An 18,195-nucleotide genomic window follows, 5' to 3' on the forward strand; every position below is an offset into this window, starting at 1 on the left:
ATAAGATGAAAATTGTTGTATGCATAAAACAAGTTCCAGACACAACAGAAGTTAAACTAGATCCAAAAACAGGAACTCTTATAAGAGAAGGAGTTCCTTCTATAATAAATCCAGACGACAAAAGTGGACTAGAAGCTGCCCTAAGATTAAAAGATACTATAGGAGCAGAAGTTACGGTTTTAACTATGGGACCGCCACAAGCCGATGCAGCACTAAGAGAAGCTTTGGCTATGGGAGCTGACAAGGCAATACTTCTTACAGATAGAGCATTTGCAGGAGCTGACACATGGGCAACTTCTTCAGCCCTTGCTGGAGCTCTTAGAACAATGGAGTTTGATTTGATTATAGCAGGAAGACAGGCTATAGATGGTGACACGGCTCAAGTAGGTCCTCAAATAGCTGAACATCTTAATCTTCCATCTGTTACATATGTTGAAGATATAGAAGCAGCACCTGGAAGCATAATAGTTAAAAGATCATTTGAAGATGGATATCATAAAATTAAAATCAATACTCCATGCCTTGTAACAACTCTTCAGGAAATGAATAAATCTAGATATATGAGAGTTTCTGGAGTTTATGATGCATTTAAAGAAGATAAAGTAGAAATTTGGAACGTTGACAAGATAGAGGTAGATCATAGCAATCTTGGATTAAAAGGATCTCCAACAAAGGTTAAAAAATCCTTCACAAAAGGAGCTAAAACGGCTGGGAAAGTATTTGAAGTCGAGCCAAAAGAAGCAGCAAAAATCATAGTAGAAAAATTAAAAGAAAAATATATAATATCTTAATTATTTTGAAACATAAAATCGACAGGAGGTTAGAAAGTTGATACTATCTGATTATAAAGGTGTTTTAGTATATATAGAGCAAAGAGATAAAGAAATTCAAAAAGTATCCTTAGAGCTATTAGGAAAAGGTAAAGAGATTGCTGAAAAATTAAATACAACACTTACTGCAGTATTATTAGGTTTTGAGATTAAGGGGCTTTCTGAAGAACTTGTATATCATGGGGCTGACAAAGTAGTTTATTCAGACAGTGAAATACTGAAAAATTTCACTAATGAGCCTTATACAAAAGCGCTTTCAAAAATCATTGAAAGCGAAAAACCTGAAATTGTGTTAGTGGGAGCGACTTCAATAGGTAGAGATATAGCTCCAAGAGTAGCAGCTAGAATAAAGACAGGACTTACTGCAGATTGCACCACTCTAGATGTAGATGCTGAAACTAACAATCTTCTTATGACAAGACCAGCTTTTGGTGGGAATATAATGGCTACAATCATATGTCCTGACCATAGACCGCAGATGTCTACTGTTAGACCAGGAGTTATGATAAAGCTTGAAAGAGATTCAAGCAGAAAAGGCGAAATAGTAGAATTTGATTCTCAGCTATCAAATTCTGATTTAAATGTTGAAATCTTAGAAATTGTAAAGGAAGATAAAAAGAAAGCTAATATAGAAGATGCAAAGGTACTTATATCAGCGGGAAGAGGTATTGGATCAAAAGATAATATGGCTGTACTTTATGATTTAGCAGAACCATTAAAAGGGGAAGTTTCAGGATCTCGTGCCGTAATAGACAATGGATGGCTTGACAAAGAAAGACAAGTAGGTCAGACTGGGAAAACAGTACGTCCAGACTTATATTTTGCTTGTGGTATATCAGGAGCAATACAGCACGTTGCAGGAATGGAAGAGTCGGAATTAATAATATCAATCAATAAAAATCCTGATGCACTTATTTTTGAAGTATCTGATTTAGGGATTGTTGGAGATGCTGCAAAAATAATTCCGCTAGTAACAGAAGAGCTAAAGAAAATAAAATCAGAGAACTAATAATATAAAAACAGCACATATTTTTATGTGCTGTTTTTATATTGAAAAAAATTTATAATCTGGGCTATTTCAATTGAAATATAAATTTCTAGTAGTATAATAATATGTATCGCCTATTTAAAAGGAGAGTCTTATGATTAAAATACCAGAAAATAAAAAATTAAATTTTTCTCCACCACAGATTATTGTGGGAGGATTTGCAATTATTATATTTATTGGGGCAATACTTCTTAATCTTCCTATCTCATCTACAAGAGGGGAAAATATAGGATTTGTAGACGCCTTATTTACAGCTACGTCTGCTGTGTGTGTTACTGGACTTGTAGTTGTAGATACTGGTACATACTGGACGACTTTTGGGAAAACTGTAATTCTTTTGCTTATTCAAATTGGCGGACTTGGATTCATGACTCTCGCAACCTTAGGAGCACTAATTATAGGAAAAAAAATATCATTAAAAGAAAGACTTTTAATTCAAGAATCCCTTAATGAGCATAAGCTATCTGGAGTAGTAAAGTTTACAAGACAAATTATATTCACTACATTTTTTATTGAATCAATTGGAGCCTTTTTTTTAGCAATAGTTTTTGTTCCAGAGTTTGGTTTTTTAAAAGGGATTGGTTATAGTATATTTCATTCTATATCAGCCTTTTGTAATGCAGGCTTTGATATAATAGGTGGAGGAAGATCGTTGACTCCTTATGTAAATAACACTCTCGTAAACCTGACGATAATGAGTCTTATAATACTTGGTGGACTAGGTTTTACAGTCCTGTCAGATGTAGCAACTAAACGAAAGTTTAAAAGGCTTTCCCTTCACTCTAAAATAGTTCTCTTTGTATCTGCTATACTTATTTTAGTACCATTTATTTTGTTTTTCTTTATGGAATATTCAAATGAGGGAACAATAAGGGAGCTTTCTTTGAAAGGAAAATTACTTGCCTCTTTATTTCAGGCAGTAACTCCTAGAACAGCTGGTTTTAACACAATAGACCTCGCAGGTATGCAAAACAGCTCAAAACTACTTACTACGGTACTTATGTTTATAGGCGGATCTCCTGCTTCCACTGCAGGAGGTATCAAGATATCTACATTAGCAGTTCTTATTTTAGCAGTAAGGACATTGATTACAGGCAAAGACGATGTTTATGCATTTAAAAGAAAGATATCCTATAGTTCTGTAAATAAAGCTCTAGCAGTCCTTTTTGTGGGGCTCAGTGTGATTATTTCAGGAACTATGATACTTTCTTTGACTGAACCTTCAAAGGAATTTCTTTATGTCTTATTTGAAACAGTCTCAGCATTTGGAACAGTTGGCCTTTCCCTGGGAATTACTGGAGAGCTTTCAGTATTTGGCAGGCTAGTTGTAATTTTAATAATGTTCACAGGAAGAGTTGGAGCTCTAACAATACTTCTTGCCCTTGCAACAAAAGAAAAGAAAGTGTTATATAAATTTCCGGAAGATAAGGTTATTGTTGGATAGGAGAATGATATGAAAAACTATGTAGTTATAGGATGCGGAAGATTTGGAAGCTCTATTGCAAAGACTCTTCATAGTTTAGGACATGAAGTTCTTGCGATAGATCAAAATGAGGAGATAATACAAAATATAGCTGATCAGGTCACCCATGCAGTAGAAGCAGATTGTACAGATGAAAACGTATTAAAATCTCTGGGAATAAGAAATTTTGATGTTGCTGTAGTAAGCATAGGGTCGGATGTCCAGTCGTCTATAATGGCGACCCTTATTGTAAAAGATTTAGGAGTTCCTTATGTACTTTGCAAGGCTCAAAATGAGCTTCAGGCCAAGGTTTTATATAAAATAGGGGCAGATAGAGTAGTATTTCCAGAAAGAGATATGGGAATTAGAGTAGCTCATAATCTAGTTTCTCAAAATGTACTTGAATACATAGAACTTGACCCACATTATTCGATTGTAGAAATAGTTACACCAGCAAAATGGATAGGAAAATCCATAGGAGAGCTTGATTTAAGGGCGAATTATGGGGTTAATGTGATGGCTGTAAAGCATGGAATGGAGATTAATATTTCTCCTCTTGCTGATGATGCCTTAAAGCCAGGAGATATTCTTGTGGTAATTGGTAAAAACGAACAGATAAATAAAATTGAAGAGCGTGGATAAATGAATAAAATAGAGTCTAAAGATAATATTAAATATAAAATTGCATTATCCTTAAAAACTAAAAAAGGTAGAGAACAAAATGGCCTGTTTTTAGTTGAAGGTCTTAGAAACATTAAATTGGCATTGGATTATAGCTATAAGAGCGAATACTTATTTCTAAATGAGAAAAATATTGACAATGAAGAAATAAGGGGTTTAATAGAAAATGAAGAAAACTCTTATATCATCTCTGAAAAGCTATTTGAAAACTTAAGTGAAACTATAACATCTCAAGGGATTATAGGTATATTCAAAATCTCTCAAACTGAAGCTAGAGATGTGTTAAATGAAAATACTATCTTACTCCTTGATAGAATTCAAGACCCAGGAAATTTGGGGACTATAATAAGGACAGCAGATGCAGCTGGCATAAAAACAATTCTTTATACTAAGGGAACTACAGATCCGTATTCCCCTAAAGTAGTGAGAGCTGCTATGGGATCTATATTTTATATGAATATACTTCCTATTGAAGATGTAAATTTGCTTAAAGAAAATGGATATTTTATAGTCTCTTCTGCCCTTGAAAATTCATGTTGCTATAAAGATATAGTAGTTAAGGAAAAATTTGTACTTGTTTTGGGAAATGAAGCAAATGGGATATCAAAAGAAATTTTAAATATTTCAGATAAAAAAGTAAAAATACCTATATTGGGGAAAGCTGAATCACTTAATGTTGCAATTGCAGGAGCAATTCTTATGTATGAATACCAAACTAAGTCATTGAAATGAAAATAAAACTATGTTATTATAACATTTATAAAAATTAATAATAATACTGTGATGAAGACAAGTATCCTATTGTTCAGTATACAGAGAATAGCCTTTTGCTGAGATGGCTTAACTGAAATAATAATGAGAAATTCACTTCGGAGTTAAAAGCTGAAACAATAGTAGGCTTTTCGCAAGAAAAAGCGATAAAATATCAACGAGAGTCTTTTATTTATAGGGTGGTACCGTGCGTAAGCGCCCCTATGAAATGAATGGCTTTTTTTTTATAAAAAAACGAAAGGTTGTGAAATGAATGAGAGAGGCATTACAAACCCTTAGAGATAAGGCAGTTACTTCTTTGAAAAATTCACCAACACTAGAAGAATTAGATAATCTAAGAGTTCAGTACATGGGCAAAAAAGGAGAGCTTACTCTAATATTAAAAGAGATGGGTAAATTAAGTCAAGAAGAAAGACCAATAATAGGTAAGGTTGCTAATGAAGTAAGGGAAGAAATAGAAAAAATTATTGATGAAAAAAAAGAAGCATTTAAGATTGAAGCATTAAATGATAAATTAAAAAATGAATTAATAGATGTAACTATTCCAGTAAAACCCAAATTTGTTGGAAAGATTCATCCAATAACTTCTGTAATCAGGGATATGGAAAAAATATTTATGTCCATGGGTTTTTCTGTTGTAGAGGGGCCAGAAATTGACACAGTAAAGAACAATTTTGATGCTCTAAATGCTCCAGCGAATCATCCTTCCAGAGAGATGAGCGATACATTTTATATAACTGAGGAACTTCTTCTAAGAACTCAAACATCTCCCGTTCAAGTAAGAACTATGAGAGAAACTAAATCACCTATTAAAATAATTTCTCCGGGAAGATGCTTCAGATATGATACTCCAGATGCTACTCATTCACCGATGTTTCATCAGATAGAGGGGCTGGTTATTGATAAAAACATAAATTTTGCAAACTTAAAATCCACTCTTGAGATTTTTGCTCATAAATTTTTTGGAGAAAAAACAAAAACTAAGTTCAGGCCTCATAACTTTCCTTTTACAGAGCCAAGTGCAGAGATGGATATAAGCTGTTTTAAATGTGGAGGCACTGGATGTCCTACATGTAAAGGAGAAGGATGGATAGAAATCCTAGGCTCAGGTATGGTTCATCCAAATGTATTAAGAAACTGTGGTATAGATCCTGAGGTATACAGTGGTTTTGCCTTCGGCATGGGTGTGGAAAGAATAGCCATGTCAAAATATGAGATCGATGATATAAGATATATGTATGAAAATGATATGAGATTTTTAAGTCAATTCTAAGGAGGCTAAATTATGAATGTACCTATAAAATGGCTACGTGATTATGTTGATATAAATATGGAAATAAAAGAATTTTGTGATGCTATGACTATGTCTGGAACAAAGGCTGAAGGTTATAAATTAATTGGAGAAGGTATAGAAAATGTAGTAGTTGGAAAAATAGTAGATATAAAACCTCATCCAGATGCAGACAAGCTAATTATAGTTTCTGTAGATGCAGGAAAAGAGAATCTTTTGCAGATTGTGACAGGAGCGAAAAATGTAAAAGAAAATGACTTGGTTCCAGTTGCGCTGCATGGAGCTTTATTGCCAGATGGTACAAAAATAAAAAAAGGAAAATTGAGGGGAGAAGTTTCTGAAGGAATGCTTTGTTCTTGTCAGGAATTAGATATAGAAGAGAAGTATGTAAGAGAGGATCTAAGAGATGGTATATTTATATTAGACAATAACCATACAATAGGTGAAGATATTAGAGAAGCACTAATGCTAAATGATGCAGTTGTAGAATTTGAAATAACATCTAATAGACCTGACTGTCTTTCAATCTTAGGTATAGCTCACGAGGCTGCAGCAACTTTTAAGCTACCACTCAAAATGCCAGAAAATACTTATGAAGAAATAGATAAACCTATAAATTTCAAGGTAGAGGTTTTAGAAAAAAATCTTTGTCCTCGATATATAATTAAAGAAATAACTGATGTGAAAATAGAAGAATCTCCATATTTTATCCAAAGAAGACTTATAGAATCTGGAATAAGACCAATCAACAATATAGTCGATATTACAAACTATGTGATGCTTGAGTATGGACAACCTCTTCATGCATTCGATAAAGATAAACTTTCATCACAAAATAAAATCACATTAAGAAGAGGTATGGATGGAGAAAAATTCACCACCTTAGATGAAGTTGAGAGAACTGTTGATTCTACCATGCTTCTTATCACAGATTCGGATGCCCCTATAGCTATTGCAGGTGTAATGGGGGGATTAGATTCTGAAGTGTCTCTTCAAACAAAAAATATAATTATAGAAAGTGCTATATTTGATGCAAATAATATAAGACAAACTTCAAAAAAATTAGGACTAAGAACTGAGGCTTCTGCAAAATTTGAAAAAGGGATAGATTTAAGTAGAGCTAAAGAGGCTGTTGATAGAGTATGTCACTTGATTTCATATTTTGGATATGGAAAAGTTTTAAAGGGAGATATTGATACTTTAGATACTGTCATTTCAAATAAAAAAATCTCAGTGAACATAGATAGAATAAACTCTCTCTTAGGAGAAGAATTATCCCCTTCTGAAATGGTGGATATCTTGTCGAGATTAAAGTTTAAAGCTCAGGCCGATAAAGAAAAACTAAATATAGAAATTCCATCATTTAGGCTTGACATCGAAATGGAAGCTGATATCTTAGAAGAAATCGCAAGACTTTATGGATATAATAATATAAAATCTAGAAATATTGTTGGAGAACTCACCTCAGGAATAAAGTCAGCTGAGAGAGAATTTGAAGATACTTTAAAAGATGCTATGATGGCAAATGGTCTTACTGAAATTATGAATTATTCCTTTACAAGTATTAAAGGGCTGGAAAAAACAAGAAGAAGCCTAGAAAATATAGTTTCACTTATAAATCCTCTTGGAGAAGAAACTTCTATAATGAGAACATCTTTGATTCCGGGAATGATAGAAGTATTATCAAGAAATATATCGAAAAAAGTAGACTTCTTTGGTGGATTTGAAATCGGAAATGTTTTTTTTCAAGATGAAAATCCAGTTCAAAATAGAGCTATTATAGCTGGCCTTTATGGGAAGGAAGAAGATTTTTATTCTATGAAGGGAAGACTTGAGGGAGTATTTGAATATATTGGGCTTAAAAACAGAGATTATATTCCATCAAGTGAGGATCCATCATTTCACCCAACAAGGTGTGCTAAGATATATTCAGATGATGCGTTTATAGGTTATATTGGAGAGATTCATCCCTTTGTACTTGATGCATATAATATTAAGAAAAGATTGTATCTATTTAGTTTGAATTTTGAAGTATTAATGGAAAAATCTGAAAAAAACAAACTTTATTCTCCAGTTCCTAAGTTCCCTGCAATTAAAAGAGATATAGCTATTGTAATAGACGAAGACATATTCGTTAGAGAAATTGAGACAATAATAAAGAAAAATGGTAATAAGCTTATTGAAAAAATAGACCTATTTGATATATATACAGGAGATCAAATTGAATCTGGGAAGAAATCAGTAGCATATTCAATCATCTATAGAGCTAAAGACAGAACATTAACAGACAATGAAATTTCAGAAATACAAGAAAAAATCTTAAATGAGATTGAAGAGGTTCTTAAAGGAAAATTAAGAGAACTGTAATTATTCTTACTCTAGTGATAAAATATAAATTGGCTTTTATAAATCTCTTTTTATCTAAAGGGAAAAAGCTGAGTTAATATAAATCACTAGAGTTTTTTCATTTATTTAATCTTCAAATATTGTTTATAGGTTTCTATTATTATGTAATTATAGTAAAATAGAAATATTAATATAGATTGTCTGGGGGAAATGTTATGAACAAAGTAACCGTAAAGATTGCAAACCATGAGTATACAATCGTTGGAGAAGAAAAAAAGGAATATTTATTACAGCTTGCTGCCCATGTAGATGAAAAAATCGAAAGTACTTCAAAAGCGAATCCCAAGCTAAGTCAGACTATGACAGCAGTTTTGACGGCAATTAATATTGCTGATGAATATTATTCACAGTTAAGTGAAAACAACGAGCTTAGAAAAAATCTTAACAAGCCTCTTGAAGAACTAGACAAAGCAAATAAACATATAAAAGATTTAGAAAGAGCTGTTTTAGAAAAAGAATCACAAATTGATAAAATCAATCAAAAAATACAAGAATATGAAGATAGTTTAAATCTTACTAATAACTCTAAAAATGATGTTGTAAAAAAAATGGAGGAAAAAGATTTAAAGTTAAAGGAAGCAGAAAATTTAGTTGATGATTTTCAAAATAGACTTTATGACATGCAGTTAAAAATAATAGAACTAGAAGAAAAGCTTGAAAATAAAGAATAGTATTAAGATCTCATGATAGCCTTCTATTAAACTTAAACGGTTAAATGAAAGGCTATTTTCTGAGTTTTTGGATAGTGGAGGAATTAGATGAAAAAAATTGAATTACTTGCTCCTGCTGGCAACATGGAATCATTAAAAGCAGCTGTAAGGGGTGGCGCTGATGCAATATATTTAGGAGGCAGAAGTTTTGGAGCAAGGGCATTTGCTGGAAATTTTAACAATGAAGAAATCCAAGAAGCTATAGATTATTGCCATTTGAGAAACGTAAAGGTTTATATAACAGTAAATACACTTATTGCAGACGAGGAACTATCTGATTTTATAGAATATGTGGAGTTTCTTTATAAAATTGGAGGGGATGCTTTAATAGTTCAGGATATAGGAGCTATAACCTTAATCAAAAAATATTTCCCAGAAATGGAAATCCATGCATCTACTCAAATGACTAATAATACCTCTGATGATATTATTTTTTTGAAAAATCTTGGGGTGAAAAGAGTAGTTATGTCTAGAGAAATACCATATACACAAATAAAAGCGATACAAGAAAAAACTCAAATAGAGATGGAAGCTTTTGTTCATGGCGCACTGTGTATATCATACAGTGGAAAATGTTTGTTTAGTGCTATGAATGGTGGCAGATCAGCTAATAGAGGTATGTGTGCCCAGCCCTGCAGGATGAAATATGAATATATCGGTCTTGAGGAGCCTACAGGAGAATATCTTTTAAGTCCTAAAGATTTAAATACAATACTTGAAATAGATAAAATAATCGAATCAAATATTCATTCTTTGAAAATCGAAGGTAGAATGAAGCGACCAGAATATGTTTTTCTTGTGACAAACCATTATAGAAAAGCAATAGATAGCTATATCAAGAAAGAATCCTTAGATAAAAAAGATATGTATAAAGATTTATATAAAGTTTTTAATAGAGATTTTACAAGTGGATATATACTTGGAGACAATGGGACTGAAATAATAAACTCTAACTACCAAAAACCCATTGGAACAAAGCTCGGTGAAGTAATCTCCTATAATAAAAAAACTAAGAAGCTAAAATTAAAGCTTTTAGATGACCTTCATAAGGGAGATGGCTTAAGTACAGGAGAGTTTGTAGGTAGAGTATTGAAGAACAATGAAGTATTAACTAAGGGTTTTAAGGGAGATGTTATAGAACTTGATTCTTTAAAAAAATACATCCCCGGAGAAATAATATATAAAACCTCAGATTTTTTATTTATGGAAGATTTAAACTCTAGAATAAGCTTAGAAAAGAAAGTTCCCATAGATGTTAAAGTAGAGATACGGTTAAATGAAAAACCCAAAATAGTGATAAGAGACTATAATGAAAGACAACTAGAAAAAGAAATGGATTTAATAGTTGAAAAGGCACGTAACAAGCCTTTGGATGAATTTACTGTTACTACTCAGATATCCAAAACTGGCAATTCTCCATTTTATATAGAAAAAATTTCTGTAATTCTAGATAGAGATATAAATTTGCCTATAAAATCTCTCAATAGCTTAAGAAGAGAAGCTATAAGTGAATTTGAAAACCTAATTATTAATTCCTATAAGCGAATTTCTTCAAATACTATAAATTATGTTGGAAATAATTTCAGTAATGAGAATATCCCAAAAAAGAATATAGCAAAAACAAAAATAGTAAGCAAACCAAAATTATCAGTTAAAATAACCAAAAATGAGCATCTCGATTTTCTTGAAAATATAAATGTTTCTAGAATATATATATCTGATAGGAAGTTATATGACTTAGCAATTGAAAATGATAAATTTAAAGATAAAATCTGGTTTTCAATGCCCTCTGTTATAACAGAAAAAAATCATAAATATATTAATGACTTAATGAATTCTTTAGAAAGTAATATGATGTTTTCCAGTAATGGAATGATTACGAAAATGAAAGAAAAAAATTCTATAGGGGATTACCATTTGAATTTATATAATTCAATATCTCATAATTACTTTCATGACTTGGGTATTAGGACGACTGCTTCGTTAGAGCAAATTTATGGAAATGAATTTTCTATTCCTGAAAATGTAGACAAAACTATGATGGAAATACCTATTTATATAAGACCTCAACTCATGATTACAGAGTATTGTCCTTTTAAAAATTCAGAAGGAAAATGTAAAAAAAATAAATGTGAGATTGAAAATGTGAATTTAAAAAATGAAAAAAATGAACTTTTTTATTTTAAAAATATAATTAATTGCAGGTTATCTATATCAAGTCAAAATCCAAAATCCCTTGATATAAAACATTTTAGAAATTTAGTGAAAATGGGATATGAATCTTTTAGGATTGAGCTTTTCAATGAGTCCAGAAATGAATTTTTAGAGATTCTCAGTTATTACGGTTTTGATATTAAGGAGGATTAGAATTAATGGACAAACGAAGCATGAAAGTGCTTGAATACGATACAATTGTAAAAATGCTGGAAGAGGAAGCTAGTTCCCAGTTCGGAAAGAAAAAGGCTTTGAATATTAAGCCATTGAAAAGTAGAGATGAAGTACTTAAGAAACTCAAAGAAACTAGTGAATCTCAGAGCATAATACTAAAAAAAGGTAGCATACCGATTGGCGCGGCATATGAAATCTCTCCATATGTAAAAAGAGCTTCACTTGGAGGCATTTTAGAACCGTATCAGTTTTTGAGAATAGCGGATACTCTAAGGACGTCTAGAAGGATAAAAACTTTTGTAAAGGATTTAACATATGCACCGATAATACAAAGCTTAACAGAAGACCTTTTCATATTAAGAGATTTTGAAGAAAAAATTGAAAATGCAATAATTTCTGAAGAGGAAATTTCAGATAATGCTAGTTCTGAGCTCAAAAGAATAAGAAGAAATATTACGCTTTTAAAAGAACAGATTAGAACTAAACTTCAATCCATTGTATCATCATCTCAGTACTCAAAATTCTTACAGGAATCTGTAGTGACAATGAGACAGGATAGGTTTGTAATACCTGTAAAAGCTGAAAATAAAAGTAGTGTTCCAGGTATAGTTCATGACTCATCTGCATCAGGGGCTACTTTGTTTATCGAGCCAATAGCTGTAGTTGAAATGAATAATAAAATAAGAGAATTAAGGGTTAAAGAAAAGGAAGAGATTGAAAGAATTTTGACAGAGCTTTCAAATGAGATTGGAGAATTTTATAGTGAAATAAAGCTAAATGAAGAAATAATTGCAGAAGTAGATTTTATTTCTGCAAAAGGAAAATTATCAATCAAAATGAAGGCTCAAGAACCTGCTTTGAATAATGAGCTATTTTTAAATTTCAAAAATGCAAGACACCCTCTGATTCCAAGTAAAGATGTAGTTCCGTCAAATATACATCTTGGGAAAAAATTCAACACACTTGTAATAACTGGCCCCAATACCGGGGGTAAGACAGTTACTCTTAAAACAGTAGGCTTATTTGCATTAATGGCTCAAAGTGGGCTTCATCTTCCCTGTGATTATGGTACTTCAATATGTATTTTTCAAAATATATTTGCAGATATTGGAGATGAGCAAAGTATAGAGCAGAGTCTTTCTACATTCTCTTCTCATATGACTCATATTGTAAATATACTAAAAAATGTACATGATGACTCTTTAGTCCTCTTTGATGAACTTGGGGCTGGGACGGATCCTCTTGAGGGAGCAGCTCTTGCAGTTTCTATTCTTGAAAAACTAAGAAATTTTAAAGTACTTACTATTGCAACTACCCACTATAGTGAGCTGAAAACTTATGCACTTACAACAGATACAGTTGAAAATGCATCTGTTGAATTTGATATAAATACACTAAGCCCTACATATAGACTTCTTATAGGGATTCCTGGGAAATCAAATGCATTTGAAATATCTAGGAAATTAGGACTTATGGAAGATATAATTAAAAGCGCAACACTTCATATGGATTCAGACTCAATTGCAATGGAGGACATATTAAAAGAAATAGAAGATAATAGAAAATCCATCGAAGATGAAAGAAATGAATCTAAAAAGCTTTTAGAAGAAACTCAAAGATTAAAAAACTTACTTGAGGAAAAAGAAACAAAACTTGAAGCCCAAAGAGAAAAAATCATATCTAAGGCTAAAAAAGATGCTAAGGATATCTTAATTGAAGCTAAATTGAGTTCTGAGGATCTTATAAAAGAACTTAAAGAGCTTAAAGAACAGGTTGATGAAATAAATATAAATAAAAAAATTGAAGATTCTAGAAAAAAGATAAAATCCTCTATAGACAAATATTCTGTTCAAGAAGAAAATTTAATTAAAAAATCAAAAAGTACAAAAAGAATTAAAGAATTAAGTCCAGGGGATAATGTATTCGTTTCATCTTTTGGAAAAGAAGGAACAGTAGTTTCAATTGATAAAAGTAAAAAAGAAGCTTTAATTCAAATTGGAGTAATGAAAATGAATCTTCCATACTCTGCATTAGATATTAAAGAAAAGCCTGAATCTCAGACATCAAGTAGTAGTGGAGGAAAGAGCTATAAAGTAAAATCAATGGATATAAAAACAGAAATTGATGTAAGAGGAATGGATTTAGAGAGTGCTAGATTAGAAGTGGACAAATATCTAGATAATGTATATATATCTGGAATAGTAAGTGTTACAATAATTCATGGAGTTGGAACTATGGTCCTCAAAAACGGTCTTAAGGATTTATTAAAAAAACATAAGCATGTAAAATCCTTTAGAGATGGAGTATATGGAGAAGGTGGAATGGGAGTAACTGTAGTAGAGATAAAATAATTTTTGAATGGCTAAAGCAATGACTTTTTAAGTAGCTAGATAAGTGGTATAATATTGTAAAGATTACAATATTATACTAAAAGGGGAATGGCAATGAAATCACATGGCGGAACTATAAAAGATATAAGTGAATTTCTTTCTAGTAAAGGAATCAAGCCCTCTTATCAAAGAGTTAAAATCTTAGAAAGAATGTACAAAATGAAAGATCATCCAACAGTTAATGACATTTATAAAGATTTAATTGACGAAATTCCTTCCCTTTCTAAGACGACAGTATATAATACACTTAATATATTTATTGAAAATGCGATAGTAAAGAGCTTTTCAATGGATGGGAATGAAGCGAGATACGATATTTTGTCAAATATTCATGGACATTTCTTTTGTCTAGAGTGCAACAAAATATATGACTTTGAGATAAATGAACCTCAAATATACGATAATCTTCTAGAGGGAGCAGAAATATTTGAAAGCGAGATTTCTGTAAGAGGAATTTGTAAAGCTTGTAAAAATAAAAAATCCTAAATATTCATAAAAGGGATTTCCTCTCGTCTCTTTCAATTTTCAGACGAGAGTTTTTTATTAAAATTAAATATCTATTGGGAGGCAACTATGGACTTTAAATTAGAAGTAGGAAATATTTTATCATCAAAGATAGAAGATATAAAAAGTGAAGATATAATATCTATGATTGAAATTCCACCAAATTCGGATATGGGAGATTATGCATTTCCTTGCTTTAAATTAGCTAAAATATTTAGAAAATCCCCAAATCAAATTGCACAAGAGCTTTCATCTCAATTTGAAAAACCTGACTTTATAGAAAAAATAGAAAATGCAGGGGGATATGTAAATTTTTATATTAATAAGACTTTAGTAGCAAAGCAAATGATAGATGAGGTTTTTGAAAAGAAAGAGGATTTCGGAAAGCTTTCTATAGGAAATGGTAAAAATGTAATAGTTGAATATTCTTCTCCAAATATAGCTAAGCCATTTCATATAGGACACATAAGAACCACTGTCATTGGACATGCTTTATATAATCTATATAAATTTTTAGGCTACAACACCATAGGGATTAATCATCTTGGAGATTATGGAACTCAGTTTGGTAAGCTTATAGTTGCATATAAAAAGTGGGGAAATGAAGAGGAAGTAAAGCAAGAACCAATACAGTCTCTTTTAAAACTTTACATAAAGTTTCATGAAGAGGTTGAAACGGATCCTTCTCTGGATGATGATGCTAGAGAGTGGTTTAGAAAGCTAGAAGATAAAGATGAGGAAGCATCTGAGCTTTGGAAGCTTTTTAGAGATGTATCCCTAGAAGAGTTTTCTAAAGTATACGAAATGCTTGGAATCAAATTTGATTCATATGCTGGAGAAAGCTTTTATTCAGATAAAATGCCTAAGGTTTTAGATCTAATGGAAGAAAAAGGTGTTTTAGTAGACTCACAGGGAGCTAAAATAGTAGATTTAGAAGAATACTCAATGCCACCAGCACTTATAAAGAAAAAGGATGGCTCGACATTATATATCACTAGAGATTTGGCTGCTGCTATTTATAGAAAAGAAACTTATGATTTCTATAAAAACATATATGTAGTAGGATCTCAGCAGACGCTACACTTCAAGCAATGGATGAAAATCCTAGAAGTGATGGGGTATGAATGGGCAAAGGATTGTGAACATGTTCAATTCGGAATGGTTTCTTTAGAAGAGGGTACATTATCCACAAGAAGAGGTAGAGTGGTATTTTTAGAAGATGTACTTAATAAAGCAATAGAAAAAACCAGAGAAATCATTTCTGAAAAGAACCCTAACTTAGATTCAGTAGACCAAGTTGCAAAGCAAGTAGGCGTTGGTGCAGTTGTTTTTCAGGAACTTTCAAACAGCAGAATCAAAGACTATACTTTCTCTTGGGAGCGTACATTGAGCTTTGAAGGAGAAACTGGACCATATGTTCAGTACACTCACGCAAGAGCTTGCTCTCTTATAAAAAAAGCAAATATAGAAATAAACTCAGATATTGATTTTAAAGTTCTTTCTCAAAACAAAGATGCAATGGAAGTTATAAGAGTTCTTGGTACATTTAAATCGGTTCTTATAAGAAGTGCAGAGAGAAATGAACCTCATCATGTATCTAGATTTGTACTAGATTTATCCCAAGCTTTTAATAAATTTTATCATGATAATTTAATTTTAGTTGAAGATGAAAATATCAAAAAAGCTCTCCTTGCTCTTGTAGAAGCTACTAGAATAGGTATCAAAAACAGCTTAAATATACTAGGGATGGAAGCTCCGGAGAAGATGTAATGCAAGGTAAAAGTCAGTCTGCAAGGAAAGTATTAACATATCTGCTATCTCTTGAAGAAGGGAAAAATGAATTTTTTCTTGCTATGGCAAAAGCATTAATCCCAGACTATGAAGCTATGGAGATAGTTGTTGATAAAAAACGATTACAAGATGAGCTTTTATTATTGCAATTCTATAGAGATGAAAAAACCTATAGAAGCTTAGTAGAAATGATCTCCTTAATTGGACTTTTAAACAGAGATCAAAATGTTGCAATGAGAGAAATTATATCAGGCTATGAAGTTATATTCAAGAAGCAACCTTCATCTAAGGAGGTTGTTTTACTCTTAATCATTTATGCCTTAATAAGTAACAGCAATTTGAAAGAAGCTCTTATAGGTTATAATAGAGAGATTGATGATAAAGCAAATATTATTGAGTTTCAAAGAGCAAAAGTCTCTCAAATAATAAGCCTTGAATCAGAGGACTTTAGAAAATCTGCTTTTTCAGAGTTTTATAAAAGCAAAGAGCTGATTGATTCCGAAATTTTAAAATTAAAGAATATTGAAGAGATTTATTTAAATGAAGAGATCATTGAACTTTCAGATAGTAAAAAAATCATTATGGATTTTTTAATGAAAATCAGAAATTTTAAAGTGAATCGACATTTTTATTCTGATTCTGTAGATCCCTATGCTCTTATAAATTTAGAAGAGGGAATGGAACTGAAATTTCCAATTCTTGGTTATATTAAGATTAAGTCAAAAACATTGGAACAGGATGTTCTTTTAATCGAGTTAGAAGGAAAAAGCAGAAATTATTCCTTCAGGTTTAAAAAAAAATAAACTATGCATAATAAAAAGGTCTTCTTTTTAAGAAGACCTTTTTATGAGTTTAGAAGTTTTATTAATTCATCTGTATTAGGTATTTCAGCTAAGGCGCACAACTCCTCAAGAATTGAGGTTTTTAGATCTGAAAATTCATCTATTTTAGTTTGTTCGTATGTGAAATCAAGCGCTTGAATTATTACAAGCAAATCCCTTTTTGATATTTGATCTATGGATATTTTATCAAAATTTATCATCTTTACCCCCATATAATTTGATTATAATATTCTTACTTTAATTATTATATCATAGCAGGTAAAGAAAAATAAGATGATAAATTTAATATTTATATTGTAACAAGCTCTGGTTGGTATATAGCTGAATTTTCTATTATAATCATACTTATAGCAGAAGATACATTTATAGAACCTTTTATATCGTTTTCATACCCCATTGGAGATGTAGAGTATTCATAATGAAGCTCATCAATAAAGCTTCTTATATCCTCTTTTTCCAAACCCATTAATGAAGGCATTTTAATTTTTTCTAAGCCAGCAAATTCTTTAAACTTATAGTGAAGATTTTTTTCATAAATCATATGTTCCGTAAGCTTATCGGAAAAATAATCTCTATCATGATGTGGTAGGCAAAAGAAGTCAGATAAAAAATGAGTTATTACTCCAAGCTTTACTGAAAATTTATTGATAGAAATTAAATCCTCTGATATCCCTATTTCCATTAGCTTAATAATTTCGTCTATAACAAAATCTAAAGTAGGTTCTTTATAATGTTTTTTTGATTTTAGACTTGGCGCTATGTCAGGCTTCATGCTCCCATATGATAACATAGGTCTGTTTAGCTTGAAGTTCATATTCGAATTAACATTTTTGAATACATTATGGGCAATTATTCTATGTGTTGGTATAAGCAAAAGTTACACTCCTTTGAAATACAATAAATGAAGGTTAAAACCATTTACAATAATTATATTTTACTGGAATTTATAATATAATTCAAGTGTTTATTTGAAAATAATTGAGAAAATTTATCAAAAGATAATAATTATCTCTTGAGCTATATTAAAATTGTTAGTTTTATGAAATACTAATAGTAGATTAAATAATAAAAAAATGAAAAT

General features: G+C 31.2%; 15 protein-coding genes. 13 read left to right on the top strand and 2 right to left on the bottom strand.

From position 1 onward, the window contains the following. The first annotated feature begins 5 nt into the window (after positions 1-5). The 13 genes from J2Z35_RS03995 (at position 6) to J2Z35_RS04055 (ending at position 17,075) form a co-directional block, all read left to right on the top strand. Entirely contained in the window at positions 6-791 is a 786-nt protein-coding gene (locus J2Z35_RS03995) for an electron transfer flavoprotein subunit beta/FixA family protein (RefSeq protein ID WP_209659646.1), read from the top strand. A 37-nt stretch (positions 792-828) separates the two neighbouring features. Next, positions 829-1,839 carry an electron transfer flavoprotein subunit alpha/FixB family protein gene (locus J2Z35_RS04000; protein WP_209659647.1) on the top strand — a complete coding sequence of 337 codons (1,011 nt, stop codon included), beginning with the start codon at positions 829-831 and terminating at the stop codon, positions 1,837-1,839. Positions 1,840-1,972: 133 nt separating this feature from the next. Then, positions 1,973-3,322, top strand: coding sequence for a TrkH family potassium uptake protein (locus J2Z35_RS04005; RefSeq protein WP_209659649.1), 1,350 nt, complete (start codon positions 1,973-1,975; stop codon positions 3,320-3,322). A gap of 9 nt (positions 3,323-3,331) precedes the next feature. Then, positions 3,332-3,982, top strand: coding sequence for a potassium channel family protein (locus J2Z35_RS04010; RefSeq protein ID WP_209659651.1), 651 nt, complete (start codon positions 3,332-3,334; stop codon positions 3,980-3,982). Further along, positions 3,983-4,753, top strand: coding sequence for a TrmH family RNA methyltransferase (locus tag J2Z35_RS04015; protein ID WP_209659653.1), 771 nt, complete (start codon positions 3,983-3,985; stop codon positions 4,751-4,753). Positions 4,754-5,045: 292 nt separating this feature from the next. Then, on the top strand, positions 5,046-6,065 hold the full coding sequence (pheS, locus tag J2Z35_RS04020) for a phenylalanine--tRNA ligase subunit alpha (RefSeq protein ID WP_209659655.1): 1,020 nt from the start codon (positions 5,046-5,048) through the stop codon (positions 6,063-6,065). A gap of 12 nt (positions 6,066-6,077) precedes the next feature. After that, positions 6,078-8,450 carry a phenylalanine--tRNA ligase subunit beta gene (gene pheT / locus J2Z35_RS04025; protein ID WP_209659657.1) on the top strand — a complete coding sequence of 791 codons (2,373 nt, stop codon included), beginning with the start codon at positions 6,078-6,080 and terminating at the stop codon, positions 8,448-8,450. A 194-nt stretch (positions 8,451-8,644) separates the two neighbouring features. Beyond that, a complete protein-coding gene (zapA, locus tag J2Z35_RS04030) occupies positions 8,645-9,160 on the top strand; it encodes a cell division protein ZapA (protein ID WP_209659659.1) in 516 nt (171 codons plus the stop codon). An 87-nt stretch (positions 9,161-9,247) separates the two neighbouring features. Further along, a complete protein-coding gene (locus J2Z35_RS04035; RefSeq protein ID WP_209659661.1) occupies positions 9,248-11,566 on the top strand; it encodes a peptidase U32 family protein in 2,319 nt (772 codons plus the stop codon). A 5-nt stretch (positions 11,567-11,571) separates the two neighbouring features. Next, on the top strand, positions 11,572-13,938 hold the full coding sequence (locus J2Z35_RS04040; RefSeq protein ID WP_209659662.1) for an endonuclease MutS2: 2,367 nt from the start codon (positions 11,572-11,574) through the stop codon (positions 13,936-13,938). Positions 13,939-14,025: 87 nt separating this feature from the next. Beyond that, on the top strand, positions 14,026-14,463 hold the full coding sequence (locus J2Z35_RS04045; protein ID WP_245330749.1) for a Fur family transcriptional regulator: 438 nt from the start codon (positions 14,026-14,028) through the stop codon (positions 14,461-14,463). A gap of 87 nt (positions 14,464-14,550) precedes the next feature. Further along, positions 14,551-16,251, top strand: coding sequence for an arginine--tRNA ligase (argS, locus tag J2Z35_RS04050; RefSeq protein WP_209659664.1), 1,701 nt, complete (start codon positions 14,551-14,553; stop codon positions 16,249-16,251). Further along, positions 16,251-17,075 (top strand): hypothetical protein, encoded by an 825-nt coding sequence (locus J2Z35_RS04055; protein ID WP_209659666.1) that lies wholly within the window; start codon positions 16,251-16,253, stop codon positions 17,073-17,075. The genes argS and J2Z35_RS04055 overlap by 1 nt, the downstream gene beginning before the upstream one ends. A 41-nt stretch (positions 17,076-17,116) precedes the next feature. On the opposite strand, the gene J2Z35_RS04060 is transcribed toward J2Z35_RS04055, so the two are convergent. Next, positions 17,117-17,314 carry a hypothetical protein gene (locus tag J2Z35_RS04060; protein ID WP_209659668.1) on the bottom strand — a complete coding sequence of 66 codons (198 nt, stop codon included), beginning with the start codon at positions 17,312-17,314 and terminating at the stop codon, positions 17,117-17,119. 89 nt (positions 17,315-17,403) lie between these two features. Beyond that, complete coding sequence (locus tag J2Z35_RS04065) at positions 17,404-17,988, bottom strand: zinc dependent phospholipase C family protein (RefSeq protein ID WP_209659670.1); 585 nt, start codon at positions 17,986-17,988, stop codon at positions 17,404-17,406. Positions 17,989-18,195: the final 207 nt, after the last annotated feature.

The sequence above is a fragment of the Acetoanaerobium pronyense genome, from assembly GCF_017874355.1.
In the GTDB taxonomy this organism is placed as follows: domain Bacteria; phylum Bacillota; class Clostridia; order Peptostreptococcales; family Filifactoraceae; genus Acetoanaerobium; species Acetoanaerobium pronyense.